The organism is Tumebacillus algifaecis (genome assembly GCF_002243515.1).
Lineage (GTDB): Bacteria > Bacillota > Bacilli > Tumebacillales > Tumebacillaceae > Tumebacillus_A > Tumebacillus_A algifaecis.
This window is the reverse complement of sequence record NZ_CP022657.1, coordinates 2,894,076-2,910,349: the sequence shown is the minus strand read 5'-3', so window position 1 is coordinate 2,910,349 and position 16,274 is coordinate 2,894,076. Positions and strand designations below refer to the sequence as shown.

Below are 16,274 nucleotides of genomic sequence, written 5' to 3'. Positions count from 1 at the left end.
AGGAGGGTAACCCAAATGTCTATCTTGATTAACAAAGATACGAAGGTCATGACCCAAGGCATCACGGGTAAAACGGGCCTTTTCCATACGAAGCAAGCGATTGAATATGGAACGAACATGGTTGCAGGTGTAACGCCGGGCAAGGGCGGCACCGAAATCGAAGGCATTCCGGTATTCGATACCGTGTTGGATGCTAAAAATGCGACTGGCGCAAACGTGTCTGTCGTCTACGTTCCGCCGGCTTTTGCGGCTGACTCGATCATGGAAGCGGTTGACGCTGACCTCGATCTTGTCATCTGCATCACCGAAGGCATTCCGGTTTTGGACATGATCAAAGTGCGCCGCTTTATGGAAGGAAAGCGCACCCGCCTGATCGGTCCGAACTGCCCGGGCGTCATCACGCCGGGCGAGTGCAAGATCGGCATCATGCCGGGCTACATCCACACCCCGGGCCGCGTGGGCGTTGTTTCTCGCTCCGGCACCTTGACCTATGAAGCGGTGTTCCAATTGAGCACGCTGAACATCGGTCAATCTACCGCAGTCGGTATCGGCGGCGACCCGATCAACGGAACGAACTTCATCGACGTGCTGGAACTGTTCCAAAACGATCCAGATACCGATGCGATCATCATGATCGGTGAAATCGGTGGTACCGCTGAAGAAGAAGCGGCTGAATGGATCGCAGCTAACTGCACCAAGCCGGTTGTGGGCTTCATCGCAGGTGCAACTGCACCTCCGGGCAAGCGCATGGGCCATGCGGGCGCAATTATCTCTGGTGGTAAAGGCACCGCAGCTGAAAAGATCGCCGCGATGGAAGCAGCCGGCATCAAAGTTGCTCCGACCCCGTCCGATCTCGGTTCCACCATGGTCGAACTGCTCAACGAAAAAGGTATGCTTGAGAAAGTGACCGTGAAATAAGGCTTGAATCAGCCATTCATGCAAGAGAGACTCATAGCGAGTCTCTCTTTTTTATCCGAAAGGGGGAACGTTTGTGCGTGCTGAAGATATATTGCTCTGGTTGTCGTGCAGCCCAGGCGTTGGCGCAGTCAGCGTTCGAAAACTCCACGATCATTTTGGCAGTTGGCAGCGCGTCTGGGAAGCTGATGTAAGCGAGCTGCAACAGGGAGGAGTACGAATCAAAAGCGTGAGGGAACTCGCATCGACCCGAGCCCAATTTGACCCAGTGGCGATGCGCAAACAGTTTGAACGGGATGGGATTCGCTACATTTCCCAGATGGATGCTGAGTATCCTGAAATGCTCCGCGCTTTGTACGACCCGCCTGCAGGGCTGTTCGTCATGGGCAACCTTCCAAAAACGGGCAGTCATGCGCTTGCTGTAGTAGGGGCAAGAACGTTGAGCGCATACGGTAGGCTCGTCACAGAAAAACTTGTGACCGAGTTGGTGCAGAGCGGGTTGACGATCGTCTCAGGTCTAGCGAGGGGTATCGATACGGCGGCGCATGGCGCGACGCTGAAAGCGGGCGGTCAGACGATCGCTGTGCTTGGCAGTGGACTCTTACAGATATATCCTCGTGAAAACATGCGTTTAGCGCATCGTATTGCTGATGGGCACGGAGCGGTCATCTCAGAATGGGCGCCCTTAACTCCAGGTCGGCCGCAAAACTTCCCGATACGCAACCGCATCATCTCAGGTCTCACGCAAGCGACACTGGTCATTGAAGCAGGAGAAAAGAGCGGATCGCTGATCACCGCCGATCAAGCGCTTGAACAAGGCCGTGACGTATACGCTGTCCCAGGCCCGATCACCTCCCCTATGAGCATCGGTACGAATCGTCTGATCCAGCACGGGGCGAAACCTGTCCTCGCGGCTTCGGACATCCTCGAAGACTACGAACTCCTCTGTGCTGCTTCCTCCAGTGCAATCACCTCGTCAACCATCTCTTCAACATCCGATCGACAAACTCTTGACCCCGATGCCAAACTCCTGCTACAAATTCTCGGCCACGAAGAAGTTCATCTCGATGTCCTTTTACACCGCACTGGCATGCCCCAAGGCGCTCTCCACACCGCGTTACTTCGCTTGCAATTGCAAGGAAAAATTGCAGCTTTGCCTGGCAACCGCTATCTTTCGATCCTAAAATAATCCCACCTGAAGCGGTGGGACAATCGATTTGATTTGATGTGAGCGCATCGATTCAGTTGTTTGTCACATTTTCGAAGCCGGTTGCTGTTCATATTGGACCCCGAGAAAATAATTGTAAGATACGCAGCGGAAAGGGGCGATGTTGATCGAAAACATTTGTTTATTATTCGAAAAAGCGTCAAGAATTTCGCAGAACTTTCTAGTTCGCATCGGTTTGGGGAGGGCTCAGATTGGAAATGACTATGGCAGGAGTTTGCCATAAAAATCACGATAAGTCGTGACAAACAGATTATCGGTGATATATATTGGTACATAGCATCTTGATTTTCATATGAAAACGCATTCTATTACATAAAGAAAGGGGGAGAGGGTCGTGTCCGACTATCTCGTTATTGTCGAGTCTCCCGCCAAAGCAAAGACGATCGGCAAGTATCTCGGCAAGAAATATGTGGTCAAGGCCTCGATGGGCCACGTCCGTGATCTGCCCAAATCGCAGCTTGGTGTTGCTGTGGAAGACGACTTCTCTCCGAAATACATAACCATACGTGGAAAAGGCGACATTTTGAAAGAGTTGCGGGATGCCCGCAAAAAGGCAAAAGCCGTTTTTCTGGCGGCCGACCCCGACCGCGAAGGGGAAGCGATTGCTTGGCATCTCGCACATATCTTGGACGTGGACACTGCGGCTCCGTGCCGTGTCGTGTTTAACGAGATCACCAAGGATGCGGTAAAAGAAGCGTTTAAACATCCGCGCTCCATCAATATGAATCTGGTCAATGCTCAGCAGGCGCGTCGGATTTTAGACCGTCTCGTGGGCTATCAGATCAGCCCACTTCTATGGAAGAAAGTAAAAAAAGGGCTGTCGGCAGGTCGCGTGCAGTCGGTTGCGGCACGTTTGATCATCGACCGCGAGCATGAAATTCGCGCGTTTGAGCCGGAAGAATACTGGACGCTTACCGCTCAATTCAAAATTGAGAAAAGTAAATTTGAAGCAAGATTCCACGGTTTCGGAGATGAGAAGAAAGAACTGAAAACGGAAAGCGATGTGCTGGAGATCCAGAAGATGATCGCAGGTCAGAACTGGATCGTGCAGTCGATCAAAATGACCGAGCGCAAACGCAATCCCTCTGCACCTTTTACCACCTCCACGTTGCAACAGGAAGCGGCGCGCAAATTAAATTATCGCGCTTCCAAAACGATGTCTCTCGCTCAGCAACTCTATGAAGGGATTGACATTGGGGGGGAAGGAACGGTCGGTTTGATCACGTATATGCGTACCGACTCTGTTCGCATTTCGCAGGTTGCGCAGGATGAAGCAAAAGAGTATATCGTCGAAGAATATGGCGCCGATTATTACCCGGCTGAGCCGCGCAACTATGCGACAAAGTCCAAAGGTGCCCAAGAAGCGCATGAAGCGGTGCGTCCGACTTCTGTGTTGCGCCACCCGGACAAGGTCAAGGAATTTTTGAGCCGAGACCAATTTCGCCTCTACAAATTGATTTGGGATCGTTTTGTCGCGTCGCAGATGTCTTCGGCCGTGCTCGACACGATGACTGTCGATATTACAGCTGGGGAGACACGTTTTCGTGCGACCGGTTCGAAGATCAAATTTCCGGGCTTCATGACCTTATATATTGAAGGAAATGACGAAGGAAAAGAGGATGACGAAAAATTCCTGCCGCAGATGGCAGAAGGTCAGCAGCTGATCGATCCGGAAATCGAGCCGAAACAGCACTTCACTCAGCCGCCGCCACGATATACGGAAGCCCGTCTCGTCAAGACGATGGAGGAGATCGGCATCGGTCGCCCGTCTACCTATGCGCCGACATTAGAAACGATTCAAAAGCGCGGGTACGTGCTTTTGGAGGAAAAACGGTTTGTACCGACCGAGCTTGGCGAGATTGTACATGAGATGATGGAGGAATTTTTCCCTCAAATCATCGACGTCGATTTCACTTCTACCATCGAGCAGGAACTGGACGAAGTGGAAGAAGGCGATATCGATTGGGTAAAAGTGCTCGGTGAATTCTACGGGGACTTTGAAAAGCATCTGCGCATCGCTGAAGAAGAAATGAAGCATGTGGAGTTGCAAGAAGAGGTATCGGACGTTCCCTGCGAAAAATGTGGGAAACTGATGGTGTATAAACATGGCCGCTACGGCAAGTTTTTAGCGTGCCCAGGCTTCCCGGACTGCCGGAACACCAAGCCGATCTTAAAAGAGATCGGTGTGGGCTGCCCCAAATGCAAAGAAGGCCAGTTGGTCGAGCGAAAAGGTAAGCGCAGACGCGTATTCTTTGGTTGTGATCGCTATCCGGAATGCGACTTTATCATCTGGGATCGTCCGTCTGGCAAGGCCTGTCCGGAATGTGGCGAACCGCTGGTCATAAAACGAACCGGAAAAGGTGAAGGTAAGGAAGTTATCCAGTGTTCGGGAGCGGAATGCAATCATAAAGAAGAAGTGACCACAGAGGGCAAACAGGGGTAGTTTGCCCCTGTTTTTTGTGATACGAAAGGAGAATTCATCATGACACAACCGATCACAGTAATCGGGGCGGGTCTGGCAGGGTCGGAGGCTGCGTGGCAGATTGCAAAGCGCGGCCACAAGGTAAACTTGTATGAAATGCGCCCCGTTCGTGCTACCGATGCTCATAAAACGGAGAATTTTGCTGAGCTTGTCTGTTCCAACTCCCTGCGTGGAGCGAGCTTGACCAATGCGGTCGGCCTTTTGAAAGAAGAGATGCGTCGTCTGGACTCGGTGATCATCTCGTCCGCAGATCGGACAGCCGTACCGGCAGGCGGTGCACTGGCTGTAGATCGCGATGTCTTTTCGGGAGAAGTGACTCGCCGTGTGATGGAACATCCGAACATCAATGTCATCCGCGATGAAGTCACCGAGATTCCACAAGACGGCATCGTGATCATCGCAAGCGGACCGCTGACGTCTCCTATGTTGTCAAAAGCGATTTTGGAAATGACCGGTGAAGAGTATTTGTATTTCTATGATGCAGCTGCGCCGATCATCAACAAAGAGTCGATCAACTTTGAGAAGGCGTATATCGCATCCCGCTATGACAAAGGGGAAGCTGCATATATCAACTGCCCGCTGACCGAAGAGGAATACAATGCTTTTTACGAAGCGCTGATCACGGCAGAAGTTGTGCCGTTAAAAGAATTTGAAAAAGAGATTTTCTTTGAAGGTTGTATGCCTGTCGAAGTGATGGCCACACGGGGCCGTCAAACGATGCTGTTTGGTCCGTTAAAGCCGGTTGGGCTACCTGACCCGCGTACAGGTAAAGAACCGTTCGCAGTTGTTCAGTTGCGCCAGGATAATGCGAGTGCGACGCTTTACAACATGGTCGGCTTCCAGACTCACCTCAAGTGGGGCGATCAAAGCCGCGTCTTCCAGATGATCCCGGGCCTTGAGAATGCGGAGATCGTGCGTTTTGGCGTGATGCACCGCAACACATACATCAACTCCCCCAATTTCTTGCGTCAGACCTACCAGACGCAAACTCGCGACACGCTGTTCTTCGCAGGCCAGATCACCGGTGTAGAAGGCTATGTGGAGTCGGCTGCAGCAGGTCTGATCGCAGGCATCAACGCCAGCCGTCTGCTTGAAGGGCAAGAACCTCTGACGTTCCCGCGCGAAACAGCAATCGGCTCACTGGCGTACTATATTACCCACACCAGCGGTAAGAACTTCCAACCGATGAACGCAACGTTTGGTCTGCTTCCGCCGCTTGAGAAAAAAATTCGCAACAAGATGGAGAAGAACGAAAAAATCTCCGCACGTGCACTGGATCGTCTGCAAGCTTTCACGTCTGAGCATCAGCTGTAGAAATCTGATTCCGAAGCTGATGAGTCGGTCTAAATCGCCTTTTTTTTACATAGGGATGCAGGAAAAGGTGGGATACATTGATGGAGCAACCGATCGCTTGGCCCCCGATGATCGATCATCAGGTTGACTTGTACATGCAGTATCTTGCGGTCGAGAAGCGCGTCTCCCACCACACCCTCGACCATTACTACTCGGACCTCGAGCAGTTTATCGCGTTCATGCTGAGCGAAGCGCGCACCTCTTTTTCTGAAATCACTCATATCGACGTGCGGACATTTGTTGGGCGCATGGCCTTGCATCGCGAGAAAAAGACGATCGCCCGGAAAATTTCGGCGCTCCGTTCCTTCTTTTCTTTTTTGAGGAGGGAAGGCTTCGTGGAGACCAACCCAGCGAAAGGCGTACATCTGCCGAAGTTGGAGCGGCGCTTGCCAGGATTTCTGTACCTCGACGCTGTGGAGCGTTTGATGAACGCTCCTGACACCTCTACATGGCTCGGGCTTCGCGACAAAGCGTTGCTTGAGCTTCTGTACGCGTCCGGTGTGCGGGTCAGCGAGTGTGTCGGGCTCGACGTCTCCGATCTCGACTTGGACGTTGGCGCAGCAATCGTTTTCGGCAAAGGAGCCAAGGAGCGCTACGTCCTGCTCGGTGCACCTGCTGTCAACGCCCTGCGCCGCTATCTGAGCGATGCCTGGCCATTGTTGCGGCAAAAGGGGGCGGGGGAAGAGCGCCCGCTGTTTCTCAATCATAAAGGAACGCGATTATCAGATCGCAGTGTGCGACGAATTCTCGACAAATACGTAGTGCAGCTTGCAGGGATGCAAAAAGTCTCTCCGCACATGCTGCGCCATACGTTTGCCACCCATCTGCTCGACCACGGAGCAGACTTACGGGTTGTTCAAGAACTGCTCGGCCATGCCAGTCTGTCCAGCACACAGATCTATACACACACCACTCGCGAGCATTTGGAGCGAGTCTATACCAAGGCCCACCCGCGGGCTTAATGAGAGAGGGGACGGGAACGATGAGCGAAAGCCAATTCCACTCCACCACGATCTTCGCCTGCCGCCGCAATGGGAAAGCAGCGATGGCAGGTGACGGTCAGGTCACATTTGGTCAAAATATGGTGATGAAAAACGGCGCGAAAAAAGTCAGACGACTTTTTCGCGGTGAGGTGGTCGCCGGTTTTGCCGGATCGGTCGCCGATGCGTTTACCCTGTTTGATCTGTTCGAAGAAAAGCTTGAAGAGTTCCACGGCAATCTGCAGCGAGCAGCTGTTGAACTGGCTAAGGAATGGCGCACAAACAAGATGATGAAGAACCTTGAAGCGATGCTGATCGTGATGAACCGCGACCATCTTTTGCTCGTCTCCGGCAATGGAGAAGTGATCGAACCGGATGATGACATCATCTCGATCGGGTCGGGCGGTTCCTTTGCTCTGGCTGCTGGACGCGCGCTCTACAACCACACGGAGCTGACCGCCCGTGAGATTGCGGAGAACGCCCTGAAAACAGCGGCAGACATCTGCGTGTATACGAATCACAACATCATCGTGGAAGAGATCGGCTAAGAGGAGGGGAAGAGGATGAACAAAATGAAAGACCTGACTCCAAAACGAATTGTGGATGAACTCGACAAATATATCGTCGGACAGAGCAAAGCGAAAAAGGCGGTTGCTGTCGCGCTGCGCAACCGCTATCGTCGCTCGCTATTGTCTGAAGACATCATCGACGAAGTAACACCGAAAAACATTCTGATGATCGGGCCGACCGGGGTAGGGAAAACGGAGATCGCCCGCCGCCTTGCCAAACTGGCTGGTGCACCGTTTATCAAAGTGGAAGCGACCAAGTTCACCGAAGTTGGCTACGTTGGCCGCGATGTCGAGTCGATGGTGCGCGACTTGGTCGAAACGGCGATTCGCATCGTAAAGACAGAAAAGATGGCGGAAGTAGAAGAAAAAGCAAAATATATGGCGGAAGACCGCCTTGTATCACTGCTCGTTCCCGACTCGTCGAAAAATAAAAATTACAAAAATCCGTTTGAAATGCTGTTTAGTGGCAATGCTGGTATTCAACAAGACGAACATGCACAGGATTCGTATGAGATCCGACAAAAACGAAGCGAAGCCCGCAAACGTTTGGAAAGCGGAGAGTTGGACGATCAGATCATCGAAGTCGATGTCGAGGACAACAGCCCGGGCATGCTGGATATGCTCGGAAACACTCCAGGCATGGACGGGCTTGGAATGAACAACATCCAAGAGATGCTGGGTAACATGTTGCCCAAGCGTCGCAAGAAGCGTAAGTTGCCAATTCGGGAAGCGCGCAAACTGCTCGCTCAAGAAGAAGCACAAAAGCTGATCGACATGGATGAAGTGACCTCCGAGTCGGTGCACCGCGCTGAGCAGACCGGCATCATTTTTATCGATGAGATCGATAAGATCGCCGGCAAAGAGCGGGGTGGTCCCGATGTGTCCCGTGAAGGCGTGCAGCGCGATATTCTGCCGATCGTGGAAGGCTCGACCGTGATGACAAAATATGGTCCGGTTCGAACCGATTATATTTTGTTCATGGCGGCAGGTGCGTTCCACATCTCCAAACCAAGCGATTTGATTCCGGAACTGCAAGGCCGTTTTCCAATCCGGGTCGAACTCACCAGTTTAACCGCTGACGATTTTAAGCGCATCCTCACCGAACCGAAAAACGCGCTGATCAAACAATACATCGCGTTGCTTGAGACGGAAGGGATCAAAGTCGAGTTTACAGAAGATGCGATTGGCAAATTGGCCGAATTGGCCACTACCGTCAATGTGGAGACGGACAACATCGGAGCGCGACGCCTGCACACCTTGCTGGAAAAAGTGCTCGAAGACCTCTCCTTTGAAGCGTCTGACGTGCTGCTTGACAAAGTGGTCATCACGCCAGCTTATGTCTCAGATAAACTGGAAGGCATCGTGAAGAACAAGGATCTCAGCCAATACATCCTGTAGGCATATCTCAGGAGGGTACCAGGTTGTTATGGAACTACTAAGCAAAACGCGGGTCATGAATCAATTGTTGCAACGTGCTGACGGCATGCGGGTGAGTTACGAAGAAATGACGGCAAGTCTGCGCGACCTTATTTTCGCCAACGTCTTTTTGGTAGATGACATAGGTCGAATGCTCGGTCGCGCATTTTCGGAGATGGTGGATGTCTCGCAACTCCCGAAAGATGCACAAGGTACCACGTGCCTGCCGAATGACTTTGCAGCAAAACTCCTCAGCAGTGATCTCACACGCACCAATTTACAGGAGGACACCCCGTTTTGCAGTGCGACGGCAGGGGATATGACATATGTGTCGATCGTACCGATCCGTGGCACCGGCGAGCGGATCGGCACGCTTCTTCTCACAAAGCAAAACTCTGCGTTGACCGAAGAGGACATCATTCTCGCCGAATACAGCGCTTCGCTGATCGGTCTGGAGATGGTTCGCGCCTCTTCGCAGAAGAAGGTGCAGGAAGGCCGTGACCGCTCCGTCGTGCAGATGGCGGTCGGTTCGCTCTCATTTTCGGAGTTGGAAGCGGTCGATCACATCTTTGCCGAGTTGAACGGCCGTGAAGGATTGCTCGTCGCATCTCGTATCGCTGACCGTGTTGGAATAACCCGTTCCGTGATCGTCAATGCGCTTCGCAAGTTAGAAAGTGCTGGGGTTGTAGAAGCGCGTTCGCTCGGAATGAAGGGAACACACATTAAGATCTTGAACGAAAAACTTCTTCCGTTACTGGAAGACATGAAGTCGAAATGATAAATAATTAGGGCGCGAACTTAGGTTCGCGCCCTAATTATTTATCATTGTAAATGCAAAAAAAGATTCAGAAGGATTATGTCGAGTAAGGTCGAAAGTCCCTAGTAAGATTTTAGCAGGAGTTATAAAATGATGACTGGCAGTTTCAAATCGATGTCGAACTGTGCAGGATTTCCAAACATTGTGGAGAAAATTATATTACTATCAAACTATAAGGGTGATTATATGTCGTTAATCAACAATAGCGCTATCACCTTGCTGGAGCGCTCGCTTGATGCAGCAAGTTTGCGGCAAAAAGTGATTTCAAACAACCTAGCGAATATTAACACGCCGAACTTCAAACGCAGTGATGTGTCATTTGAACACACGCTGCAGCAAGTCTTGCAAGGAAAAGTGTTGGGGGGACGTCGCACAGACGAGCGGCATATGCAGATCGGGACAAGCTCCTTCTCCGAAGTGCAACCGAAGACGGTAACAGACACTTCCACGACGATGCGGCTAGACGGCAACAATGTGGACATCGATGTTGAAATGACCAATCTTGCTGAGAACCAAATTCTTTTCAACGCGGTTACACAACGGATCAACGGCAAATTTGCTACGCTCAAATATGCGATCAGCGAAGGGAAGCGATAAGCATGGGGATTTTTGACAGCCTAAACATCAGTGCAACGGGACTCACCGCGGAGCGTCTGCGTCTCGATGTGGTCGCCGGCAACATCGCCAATGCCAACACGACGCGCGGAGTGAATGGCGAGCCGTACCGTCGTCAGATCGTCACATTTGGCGAGCGTACAGCTTCGTCGTTCCAAAATGTGCTGAACCAAGAACTGAGCCAAGCATCTGGTCAAGGTGTGCGTGTGACCAGCATCGTCAAGGATGAGACGCCGTTCAAGCTTGTGTACGATCCAAATCATCCGGATGCGGTCAAGATTCCAGGTGATCCGATGTACGGCTATGTACGGATGCCTAATGTTGACATCGCGCGTGAGATGGTCGATATGATCTCTGCGACCCGTAGTTACGAAGCGAACGTAACTGCGCTCAACGCCTCGAAAGCTCAGGCGCTGAAAGCGCTGGAAATCGGTAAATAGGAAGGAGGCGCGTGATCGATGATCCAGGGAGTAAATAAACTGATGCAACCGACAGCTCTTGATGGGGTGAAGGCGCTGCAAGCGCCGGATGTCAAGTCTGTTGGAGGCCCGTCCTTTTCCGAAGTGTTGAGTCAAGCGATTGAAAGCGTGAACAATCAACAGAATCATGCGGATGTGTTGACTGAAGCGCTGGCAAGCGGTCAAGCTCCCGATTTGCATACTGTGATGATCGCTGCGGAAAAAGCGTCAATTTCCTTTCAATTGATGGTTCAAATACGAAACAAAGCGATGGAGGCATACCAAGAGGTCATGCGCATGCAAGTTTAAGGGATTGCGTGAAGCACGTGTGGGGGAGTAAGAAGTGACGACGAGGTGAAATTGTGAACCAGCAGCTTAAGCAATTATTCGAAAAACTTACAGGATATTGGAAGCAGCTTGAGAAAAGACAGCGCCGGAACTTGATCCTTGTTGGCGTCTTCTTTGTACTCACAGTCTCCCTTCTCTCTTGGTTCGCTTTTCGCCCGAATTATGTAGTGGTTTTCGCGAATCAATCGCCTGCGAGTTTGGGTGAATTGTCGCAAAAACTCGAGGAATTGAACATCCCGATCAAAGTCGGTTCCGATTCGATCTCTGTGCCTGAACAGTACCAGCATGAAGCGACGATGAAGCTCGCTATGGAAGGTCTCCCATCCACTGGGACGCTAGGTTACTCCGTTTTTGACAAGACCGATCTTGGCATGACCGAAAAGGAGTTCAATGTCCGCTACCAGCAGGCGATTGAAGGAAATATCGCCAATGCGATTCGGACGATCAAGGGAGTACAGGAGGCAAAGGTCAGCGTTGTTCAAGCGCAAGAGAAGTTCTTCGTTTCCCAAGCACAGCAGGATGCAAAGGCTTCTGTCATGTTGTCGCTGGCACCCGGAGTACAATTGAACACCGATCAAATTGGCGGGATTCAACAATTGGTCTCGCATTCGGTACAAGGTCTGCTTCCGCAAAATGTAGCCATCGTCGATCAAAACGGCACACGTCTTGTCGATGATGCTGGTGAGGCGCTGACTGTGGGCGGAACGAACTCGCAGCTGACCAAGCAACAGCAGATCCAAATTCAAGTTGAACAAGAAACTACTAAAAAGATTCGTAACGCACTTGAGCGGATTGTCGGTCTCAACAATGTTGCTGTCGTTGTTCATGCAGATGTTGATTTCGACCAACGCAATTGGACAGACAAAAAGCTGACACCGCCGATCGATGGTTCCACGACGGGTGGTGTGATCTCCCAACGAGAAAACACTGAACAGACAGAAGGTACACAAGGCGGCGGTGCTGCTGGCCAACAGCAAAACAACAACAACCAGCAACAATACCCAGCTGCTGAGCAAGGAACATCGTCCTCTTCGAAAAAAGATAACACGACGAACTATGAGTGGAACACCTACACCGAAAACGGAAAAACTTCGATGTACCGCGTGAAGCAATATACCGTATCGGTCCTGTTGAACGATAAAGACCTGACTCAGGCCCAAAAAGACGAGATCACCAACTTCGTCTCCACTGCGATCGGTAACAAAAATGACGGCACGGCAAATGATGTGATCACCGTAACCGCACAACAATTTGTTGCTCCAGCCAACCCGTTCGAATCGCAAAACTTCTATAAAGAGCCATGGTTCTTAGGGGCGATGGCAGCAGCTCTCGTACTGCTTGGAGGCGGCGCTTATGTGCTGACCAGACGACGTAAGCAAACGGACGTACCGGTGCTCGAAGTCCCGGCAGCGAAAGAGATTGCGGTGGCGATGGAAGAATCGGAATCGCAAAAGATGAAAAAGCAACTCGAAAAACTTGCAAACCAAAAACCGGAAGAATTTGTCAACCTGTTGCGTACTTGGTTGGTAGAAGAGTAGGAGTGACTGCTAGTGGCGCGCATGCAACAAAAACTTACCGGGCGTCAAAAGGCGGCCGTTCTGCTTGTCTCTCTTGGACCGGAAATCGCATCGAAGGTGTTCAAGCATCTGCGTGAAGATGAGATCGAACAGTTGACTCTTGAGATCGCGAATGTGCGTAAAATTGAATACGAACAAAAAGAAGATGTGCTTGATGAGTTCCACTCGATTGCGCAAGCGCAAGAGTACATCTCACAGGGCGGGATCGAGTACGCCAAAGACGTGCTAGAAAAGGCGCTCGGCTCGCAAAAGGCGATCGATATTATCAACCGTTTGACCGCATCGTTGCAAGTTCGTCCCTTCGACTTTGCCCGGAAAACGGATCCAAATCAAATCTTAAACTTTATCCAAAATGAGCATCCGCAAACGATTGCACTTGTGCTCTCCTACTTAGATGCCCAGCAGGCTGCGATGATTCTCTCCGCCTTGCCGCAAGAGCGTCAAGCGGACATCGCACGCCGGATCGCGATTATGGACCGCACCTCGCCAGAAGTGATCAACCAAGTTGAGCGTGTGTTGGAGAATAAGTTGTCCCAAATGACGCTGCACGATTTCTCCACCGGAGGCGGCATCGACGCGATTGTACAAGTGCTCAACGGTGTTGATCGTGCTACGGAGAAAACGATTCTCGAATCGCTGGAACTGCAAGATCCAGAACTGGCTGAGGAGATTAAAAAACGTATGTTCGTCTTCGAAGATATCGTGTCCATCGACAACCGTTCGATCCAGCGTGTCATCCGCGATGTGGACACGAACGATCTGGCGCTGGCACTCAAAGTATCCAGCGAAGAGGTGCAAGAAGTTATTTTCCGCAACATGTCGAAGCGAATGGTCGAAACGTTCAAACAAGATATGGAGTTCATGGGACCTGTGCGTCTGCGCGATGTCGAAGAAGCACAACAACGGATTGTGGGCATCATCCGCCGACTGGAAGAGAGTGGCGAGATCGTGATCGCCCGCGGCGGAGGAGACGATATCATTGTCTAAGTTGCTCAAAGCACAGCAGACGTCGCTCGCTCAGCAAGCCTATCAGATCCAAGTCGAGCCGGTCGTGTTCCCGCGATCAGAAAATCCGGGGCAAGCCGAGTTCGAACAGGCGATACTTGCTGCTCAGCAGGAGGCAAACGCCATATTGGCTGACGCGCAAGCTACTGCCCGCAAGCATGTCGCACATGCAGAGGAAGAGGTTTCAGGAATGCTGGAACGTGAGCGTGAGCGTGTGCAGTCTCTGTTGCAAGCGGAAGTGGAAGCAGCGAAGGAACAGGGCCGTCAGGAAGGTATAGCGCTTGGCATGGAGCAAGCACAAGCGGAGTGTGTCGAAATGCTGCAGGCAGCGGATGAACAATACCAGTCTGCAGTGGAGGAACGCCGCCGCTACTTTGCGCAAGCGGAACCGATGATTGTTGACTTGGCGTTGGAAGTGGCCAAGAAGATCATGATTCGCGAGAGCTCGGTTGACCGCTCATTTGTTGTCGAGGTCGTACAGGCCGCGTTAGATGAGATGCACGATAGCGGCAAAGTTGAAGTGCGAGTCCATCCGGATGATCATGCGGTTGTCCAGCAGAACCGTGAGCGGCTTCGCAAAGATGTGCCGGGACAGGCTGAGCTTTTGATCATCAAAGATCATAGCGTGGAGGCTGGAGGCTGTGTCGTCTGCACGTCTTTTGGCAACATCGATGCAAGGATTGACACCCAATTGGAAGAGGTGAGAAAGGCGTTGCAGGAAGTCGCTGCGAGCCTTGAACCATGAGCGGGCATGTGAATCTCGAAAAGTATCTCAGTCGGCTGAGCCGTACGCGGACAATGAAAATTAATGGCAAGGTGACAAAAGTCATAGGTCTCACGATCGAGTCGAGGGGACCAGCTGCGACGATCGGCGATGTGTGCCAAATCGAATCGCCGGGAAATGAGCCGATGTTTGCAGAAGTGGTGGGTTTTCGCGAAAACAACGTGCTCTTAATGCCATTTTCCGATTTAGGTTCGATCGGTCCAGGTCATGACGTTCTAGCGACTGGCAGTTCACTTGAGATTCCTGTCGGACCGCATCTGCTTGGACGCATACTTGACGGGCTTGGTCAGCCGATCGATGGAAAAGGGCCGTTAGACAGCCCGCAGACCTACACCGCTACACGTCAACCACCCAATCCATTAAGTCGTAAGCGGATCGACGAGACGCTATCAGTTGGCGTTCGCTGTATCGACGCTTTGCTCACCGTGGGCCGTGGTCAACGGGTCGGACTATTCGCTGGGTCAGGCGTTGGCAAGAGTACCCTGCTTGGGATGATCGCCCGCAACACGGCTGCCGATATCAACGTGATCGCACTGATCGGTGAGCGGGGTCGCGAAGTTCGCGAGTTTATTGAGAAGGACTTGGGACCGGAAGGTTTGGCCCGCTCCGTCGTGATCGTGGCTACCTCCGATCAGCCCCCCTTGGTGCGAATCAAAGGCGCTCTTGTCGCAACTGCTATCGCCGAATATTTTCGCGATCAGGGGCAGGATGTCGTGCTGATGATGGACTCGGTTACCCGATTTGCAATGGCTCAGCGCGAGGTAGGTCTCGCCGTTGGTGAGCCTCCGACTACGCGTGGCTATACCCCGTCAGTATTCGCCATGCTCCCAAAGCTTTTAGAGCGAGCGGGTACCGGCGAATTGGGGACGATCACCGCTTTTTATACGGTGTTAGTTGACGGTGATGACATGAATGAACCGATTGCCGATGCGGCACGGGGCATTCTTGACGGTCATATCGTCCTCTCCCGTCAGATCGCCAATCGGGGTCACTTTCCAGCGATCGATGTGCTGGCGAGCGTTTCTCGCGTGATGAACGATCTGGTACTGCCTGAGCATAAACGCGCAGCTGCTACCGTCAAAAAGTTGAGCTCGATCTATAAGGATTCGGAAGACTTGATCAACATCGGCGCCTATCAGCGCGGTAACAACATGCAGATCGACAAAGCGATTTTGCATCATCCTGCCATTCAGCGCTTCACAGCACAGGATGTGCATGAGCACAGCGATTTGGACAGCGCTAGGGCAGCACTCATCGAAGAGTTCGGAGGGATCGAAGTATGACGATCTCCTTGGCTTCTTTGCAAAAGATCACAACATTGAAAAATCGCATTACTCAGCAGGCGACTTGGGAATATGCCGAGTCGAAGCGGAAACTCGATGCGGAGTATAACAAGTTGTATACACTGGCTGATCAGCATGATGCGGCAAAAGCGGAACTGCATCAGGCGACCGAAGAGCGGATCTCTACACAGCATTTGCATTCTTGGATTGTGTATCTCAATGCTCAGCAACGTCAGATGTTGCAACAAGCCGAAGTGATCGCAATGCAAAAGGTGGAATGCGAGGACAAGCATGAAATGCTGAAAGGTCGCTTCCTTGATGAACAGATATGGTCGAAACTGCAAGAAAAGCGCAGTGTGGAAGTTCGAACACATCTGGAGAAGCAGGCGCAGGAAGCGCTGGACGAAGCGGCTGCGGCACTGAGAAGCCGTAAAGGGAGGTGAA

The 16,274-nt window shown here is 51.8% G+C and carries 16 protein-coding genes; all 16 read left to right on the top strand.

Translation table 11 applies throughout. The features are described 5' to 3' along the window. The first annotated feature begins 15 nt into the window (after positions 1-15). The 16 genes from sucD (at position 16) to CIG75_RS12045 (ending at position 16,273) form a co-directional block, all read left to right on the top strand. On the top strand, positions 16-918 hold the full coding sequence (gene sucD, locus CIG75_RS12120; protein WP_094236904.1) for a succinate--CoA ligase subunit alpha: 903 nt from the start codon (positions 16-18) through the stop codon (positions 916-918). 73 nt (positions 919-991) lie between these two features. Next, complete coding sequence (dprA, locus tag CIG75_RS12115) at positions 992-2,104, top strand: DNA-processing protein DprA (protein ID WP_094236903.1); 1,113 nt, start codon at positions 992-994, stop codon at positions 2,102-2,104. A 373-nt stretch (positions 2,105-2,477) separates the two neighbouring features. Further along, entirely contained in the window at positions 2,478-4,586 is a 2,109-nt protein-coding gene (topA, locus tag CIG75_RS12110; RefSeq protein ID WP_094236902.1) for a type I DNA topoisomerase, read from the top strand. Between the two features lie 39 nt (positions 4,587-4,625). Next, entirely contained in the window at positions 4,626-5,939 is a 1,314-nt protein-coding gene (gene trmFO, locus CIG75_RS12105; protein ID WP_094236901.1) for an FADH(2)-oxidizing methylenetetrahydrofolate--tRNA-(uracil(54)-C(5))-methyltransferase TrmFO, read from the top strand. An 80-nt stretch (positions 5,940-6,019) separates the two neighbouring features. Next, positions 6,020-6,940, top strand: a complete 921-nt coding sequence (xerC, locus tag CIG75_RS12100; protein WP_227874214.1) for a tyrosine recombinase XerC — start codon at positions 6,020-6,022, stop codon at positions 6,938-6,940. 20 nt (positions 6,941-6,960) lie between these two features. Beyond that, positions 6,961-7,506 (top strand): ATP-dependent protease subunit HslV, encoded by a 546-nt coding sequence (gene hslV / locus CIG75_RS12095; RefSeq protein WP_094236900.1) that lies wholly within the window; start codon positions 6,961-6,963, stop codon positions 7,504-7,506. Between the two features lie 15 nt (positions 7,507-7,521). Beyond that, positions 7,522-8,925: an ATP-dependent protease ATPase subunit HslU gene (hslU, locus tag CIG75_RS12090; protein WP_094236899.1), complete on the top strand. Its 1,404-nt coding sequence runs from the start codon at positions 7,522-7,524 to the stop codon at positions 8,923-8,925. Positions 8,926-8,953: 28 nt separating this feature from the next. Continuing rightward, on the top strand, positions 8,954-9,721 hold the full coding sequence (codY, locus tag CIG75_RS12085) for a GTP-sensing pleiotropic transcriptional regulator CodY (protein ID WP_094236898.1): 768 nt from the start codon (positions 8,954-8,956) through the stop codon (positions 9,719-9,721). 129 nt (positions 9,722-9,850) lie between these two features. Then, positions 9,851-10,357 (top strand): flagellar basal body rod protein FlgB, encoded by a 507-nt coding sequence (gene flgB, locus CIG75_RS12080; protein WP_227874213.1) that lies wholly within the window; start codon positions 9,851-9,853, stop codon positions 10,355-10,357. Positions 10,358-10,359: 2 nt separating this feature from the next. Continuing rightward, entirely contained in the window at positions 10,360-10,815 is a 456-nt protein-coding gene (gene flgC / locus CIG75_RS12075) for a flagellar basal body rod protein FlgC (protein WP_094236897.1), read from the top strand. Between the two features lie 18 nt (positions 10,816-10,833). Beyond that, positions 10,834-11,142 (top strand): flagellar hook-basal body complex protein FliE, encoded by a 309-nt coding sequence (gene fliE / locus CIG75_RS12070; RefSeq protein ID WP_094236896.1) that lies wholly within the window; start codon positions 10,834-10,836, stop codon positions 11,140-11,142. A 53-nt stretch (positions 11,143-11,195) separates the two neighbouring features. Continuing rightward, entirely contained in the window at positions 11,196-12,719 is a 1,524-nt protein-coding gene (gene fliF, locus CIG75_RS12065; RefSeq protein WP_157729529.1) for a flagellar basal-body MS-ring/collar protein FliF, read from the top strand. Positions 12,720-12,740: 21 nt separating this feature from the next. Further along, positions 12,741-13,745, top strand: coding sequence for a flagellar motor switch protein FliG (fliG, locus tag CIG75_RS12060; RefSeq protein ID WP_407701291.1), 1,005 nt, complete (start codon positions 12,741-12,743; stop codon positions 13,743-13,745). Continuing rightward, positions 13,738-14,508: a FliH/SctL family protein gene (locus CIG75_RS12055; protein ID WP_094236893.1), complete on the top strand. Its 771-nt coding sequence runs from the start codon at positions 13,738-13,740 to the stop codon at positions 14,506-14,508. The genes fliG and CIG75_RS12055 overlap by 8 nt, the downstream gene beginning before the upstream one ends. Next, the gene (gene fliI / locus CIG75_RS12050) at positions 14,505-15,830 is read left to right on the top strand and encodes a flagellar protein export ATPase FliI (protein ID WP_094236892.1); all 1,326 of its coding nucleotides are present in this window, start codon (positions 14,505-14,507) and stop codon (positions 15,828-15,830) included. Before CIG75_RS12055 ends, fliI begins: the two co-directional genes overlap by 4 nt. After that, entirely contained in the window at positions 15,827-16,273 is a 447-nt protein-coding gene (locus CIG75_RS12045; RefSeq protein ID WP_094236891.1) for a flagellar export protein FliJ, read from the top strand. The genes fliI and CIG75_RS12045 overlap by 4 nt, the downstream gene beginning before the upstream one ends. The last annotated feature ends 1 nt before the right edge of the window (position 16,274 follow it).

What these genes read in the sequence shown, in the direction of transcription:
- sucD (WP_094236904.1), top strand. Translation starts at nt 16, where the DNA reads ATGTCTATCTTGATTAACAAAGATACGAAGGTCATGACCCAAGGCATC.
- trmFO (WP_094236901.1), top strand. Translation starts at nt 4,626, where the DNA reads ATGACACAACCGATCACAGTAATCGGGGCGGGTCTGGCAGGGTCGGAG.
- xerC (WP_227874214.1), top strand. Translation starts at nt 6,020, where the DNA reads ATGGAGCAACCGATCGCTTGGCCCCCGATGATCGATCATCAGGTTGAC.
- hslV (WP_094236900.1), top strand. Translation starts at nt 6,961, where the DNA reads ATGAGCGAAAGCCAATTCCACTCCACCACGATCTTCGCCTGCCGCCGC.
- hslU (WP_094236899.1), top strand. Translation starts at nt 7,522, where the DNA reads ATGAACAAAATGAAAGACCTGACTCCAAAACGAATTGTGGATGAACTC.
- codY (WP_094236898.1), top strand. Translation starts at nt 8,954, where the DNA reads ATGGAACTACTAAGCAAAACGCGGGTCATGAATCAATTGTTGCAACGT.
- flgB (WP_227874213.1), top strand. Translation starts at nt 9,851, where the DNA reads ATGATGACTGGCAGTTTCAAATCGATGTCGAACTGTGCAGGATTTCCA.
- flgC (WP_094236897.1), top strand. Translation starts at nt 10,360, where the DNA reads ATGGGGATTTTTGACAGCCTAAACATCAGTGCAACGGGACTCACCGCG.
- fliE (WP_094236896.1), top strand. Translation starts at nt 10,834, where the DNA reads ATGATCCAGGGAGTAAATAAACTGATGCAACCGACAGCTCTTGATGGG.
- fliG (WP_407701291.1), top strand. Translation starts at nt 12,741, where the DNA reads ATGCAACAAAAACTTACCGGGCGTCAAAAGGCGGCCGTTCTGCTTGTC.
- fliI (WP_094236892.1), top strand. Translation starts at nt 14,505, where the DNA reads ATGAGCGGGCATGTGAATCTCGAAAAGTATCTCAGTCGGCTGAGCCGT.
- CIG75_RS12045 (WP_094236891.1), top strand. Translation starts at nt 15,827, where the DNA reads ATGACGATCTCCTTGGCTTCTTTGCAAAAGATCACAACATTGAAAAAT.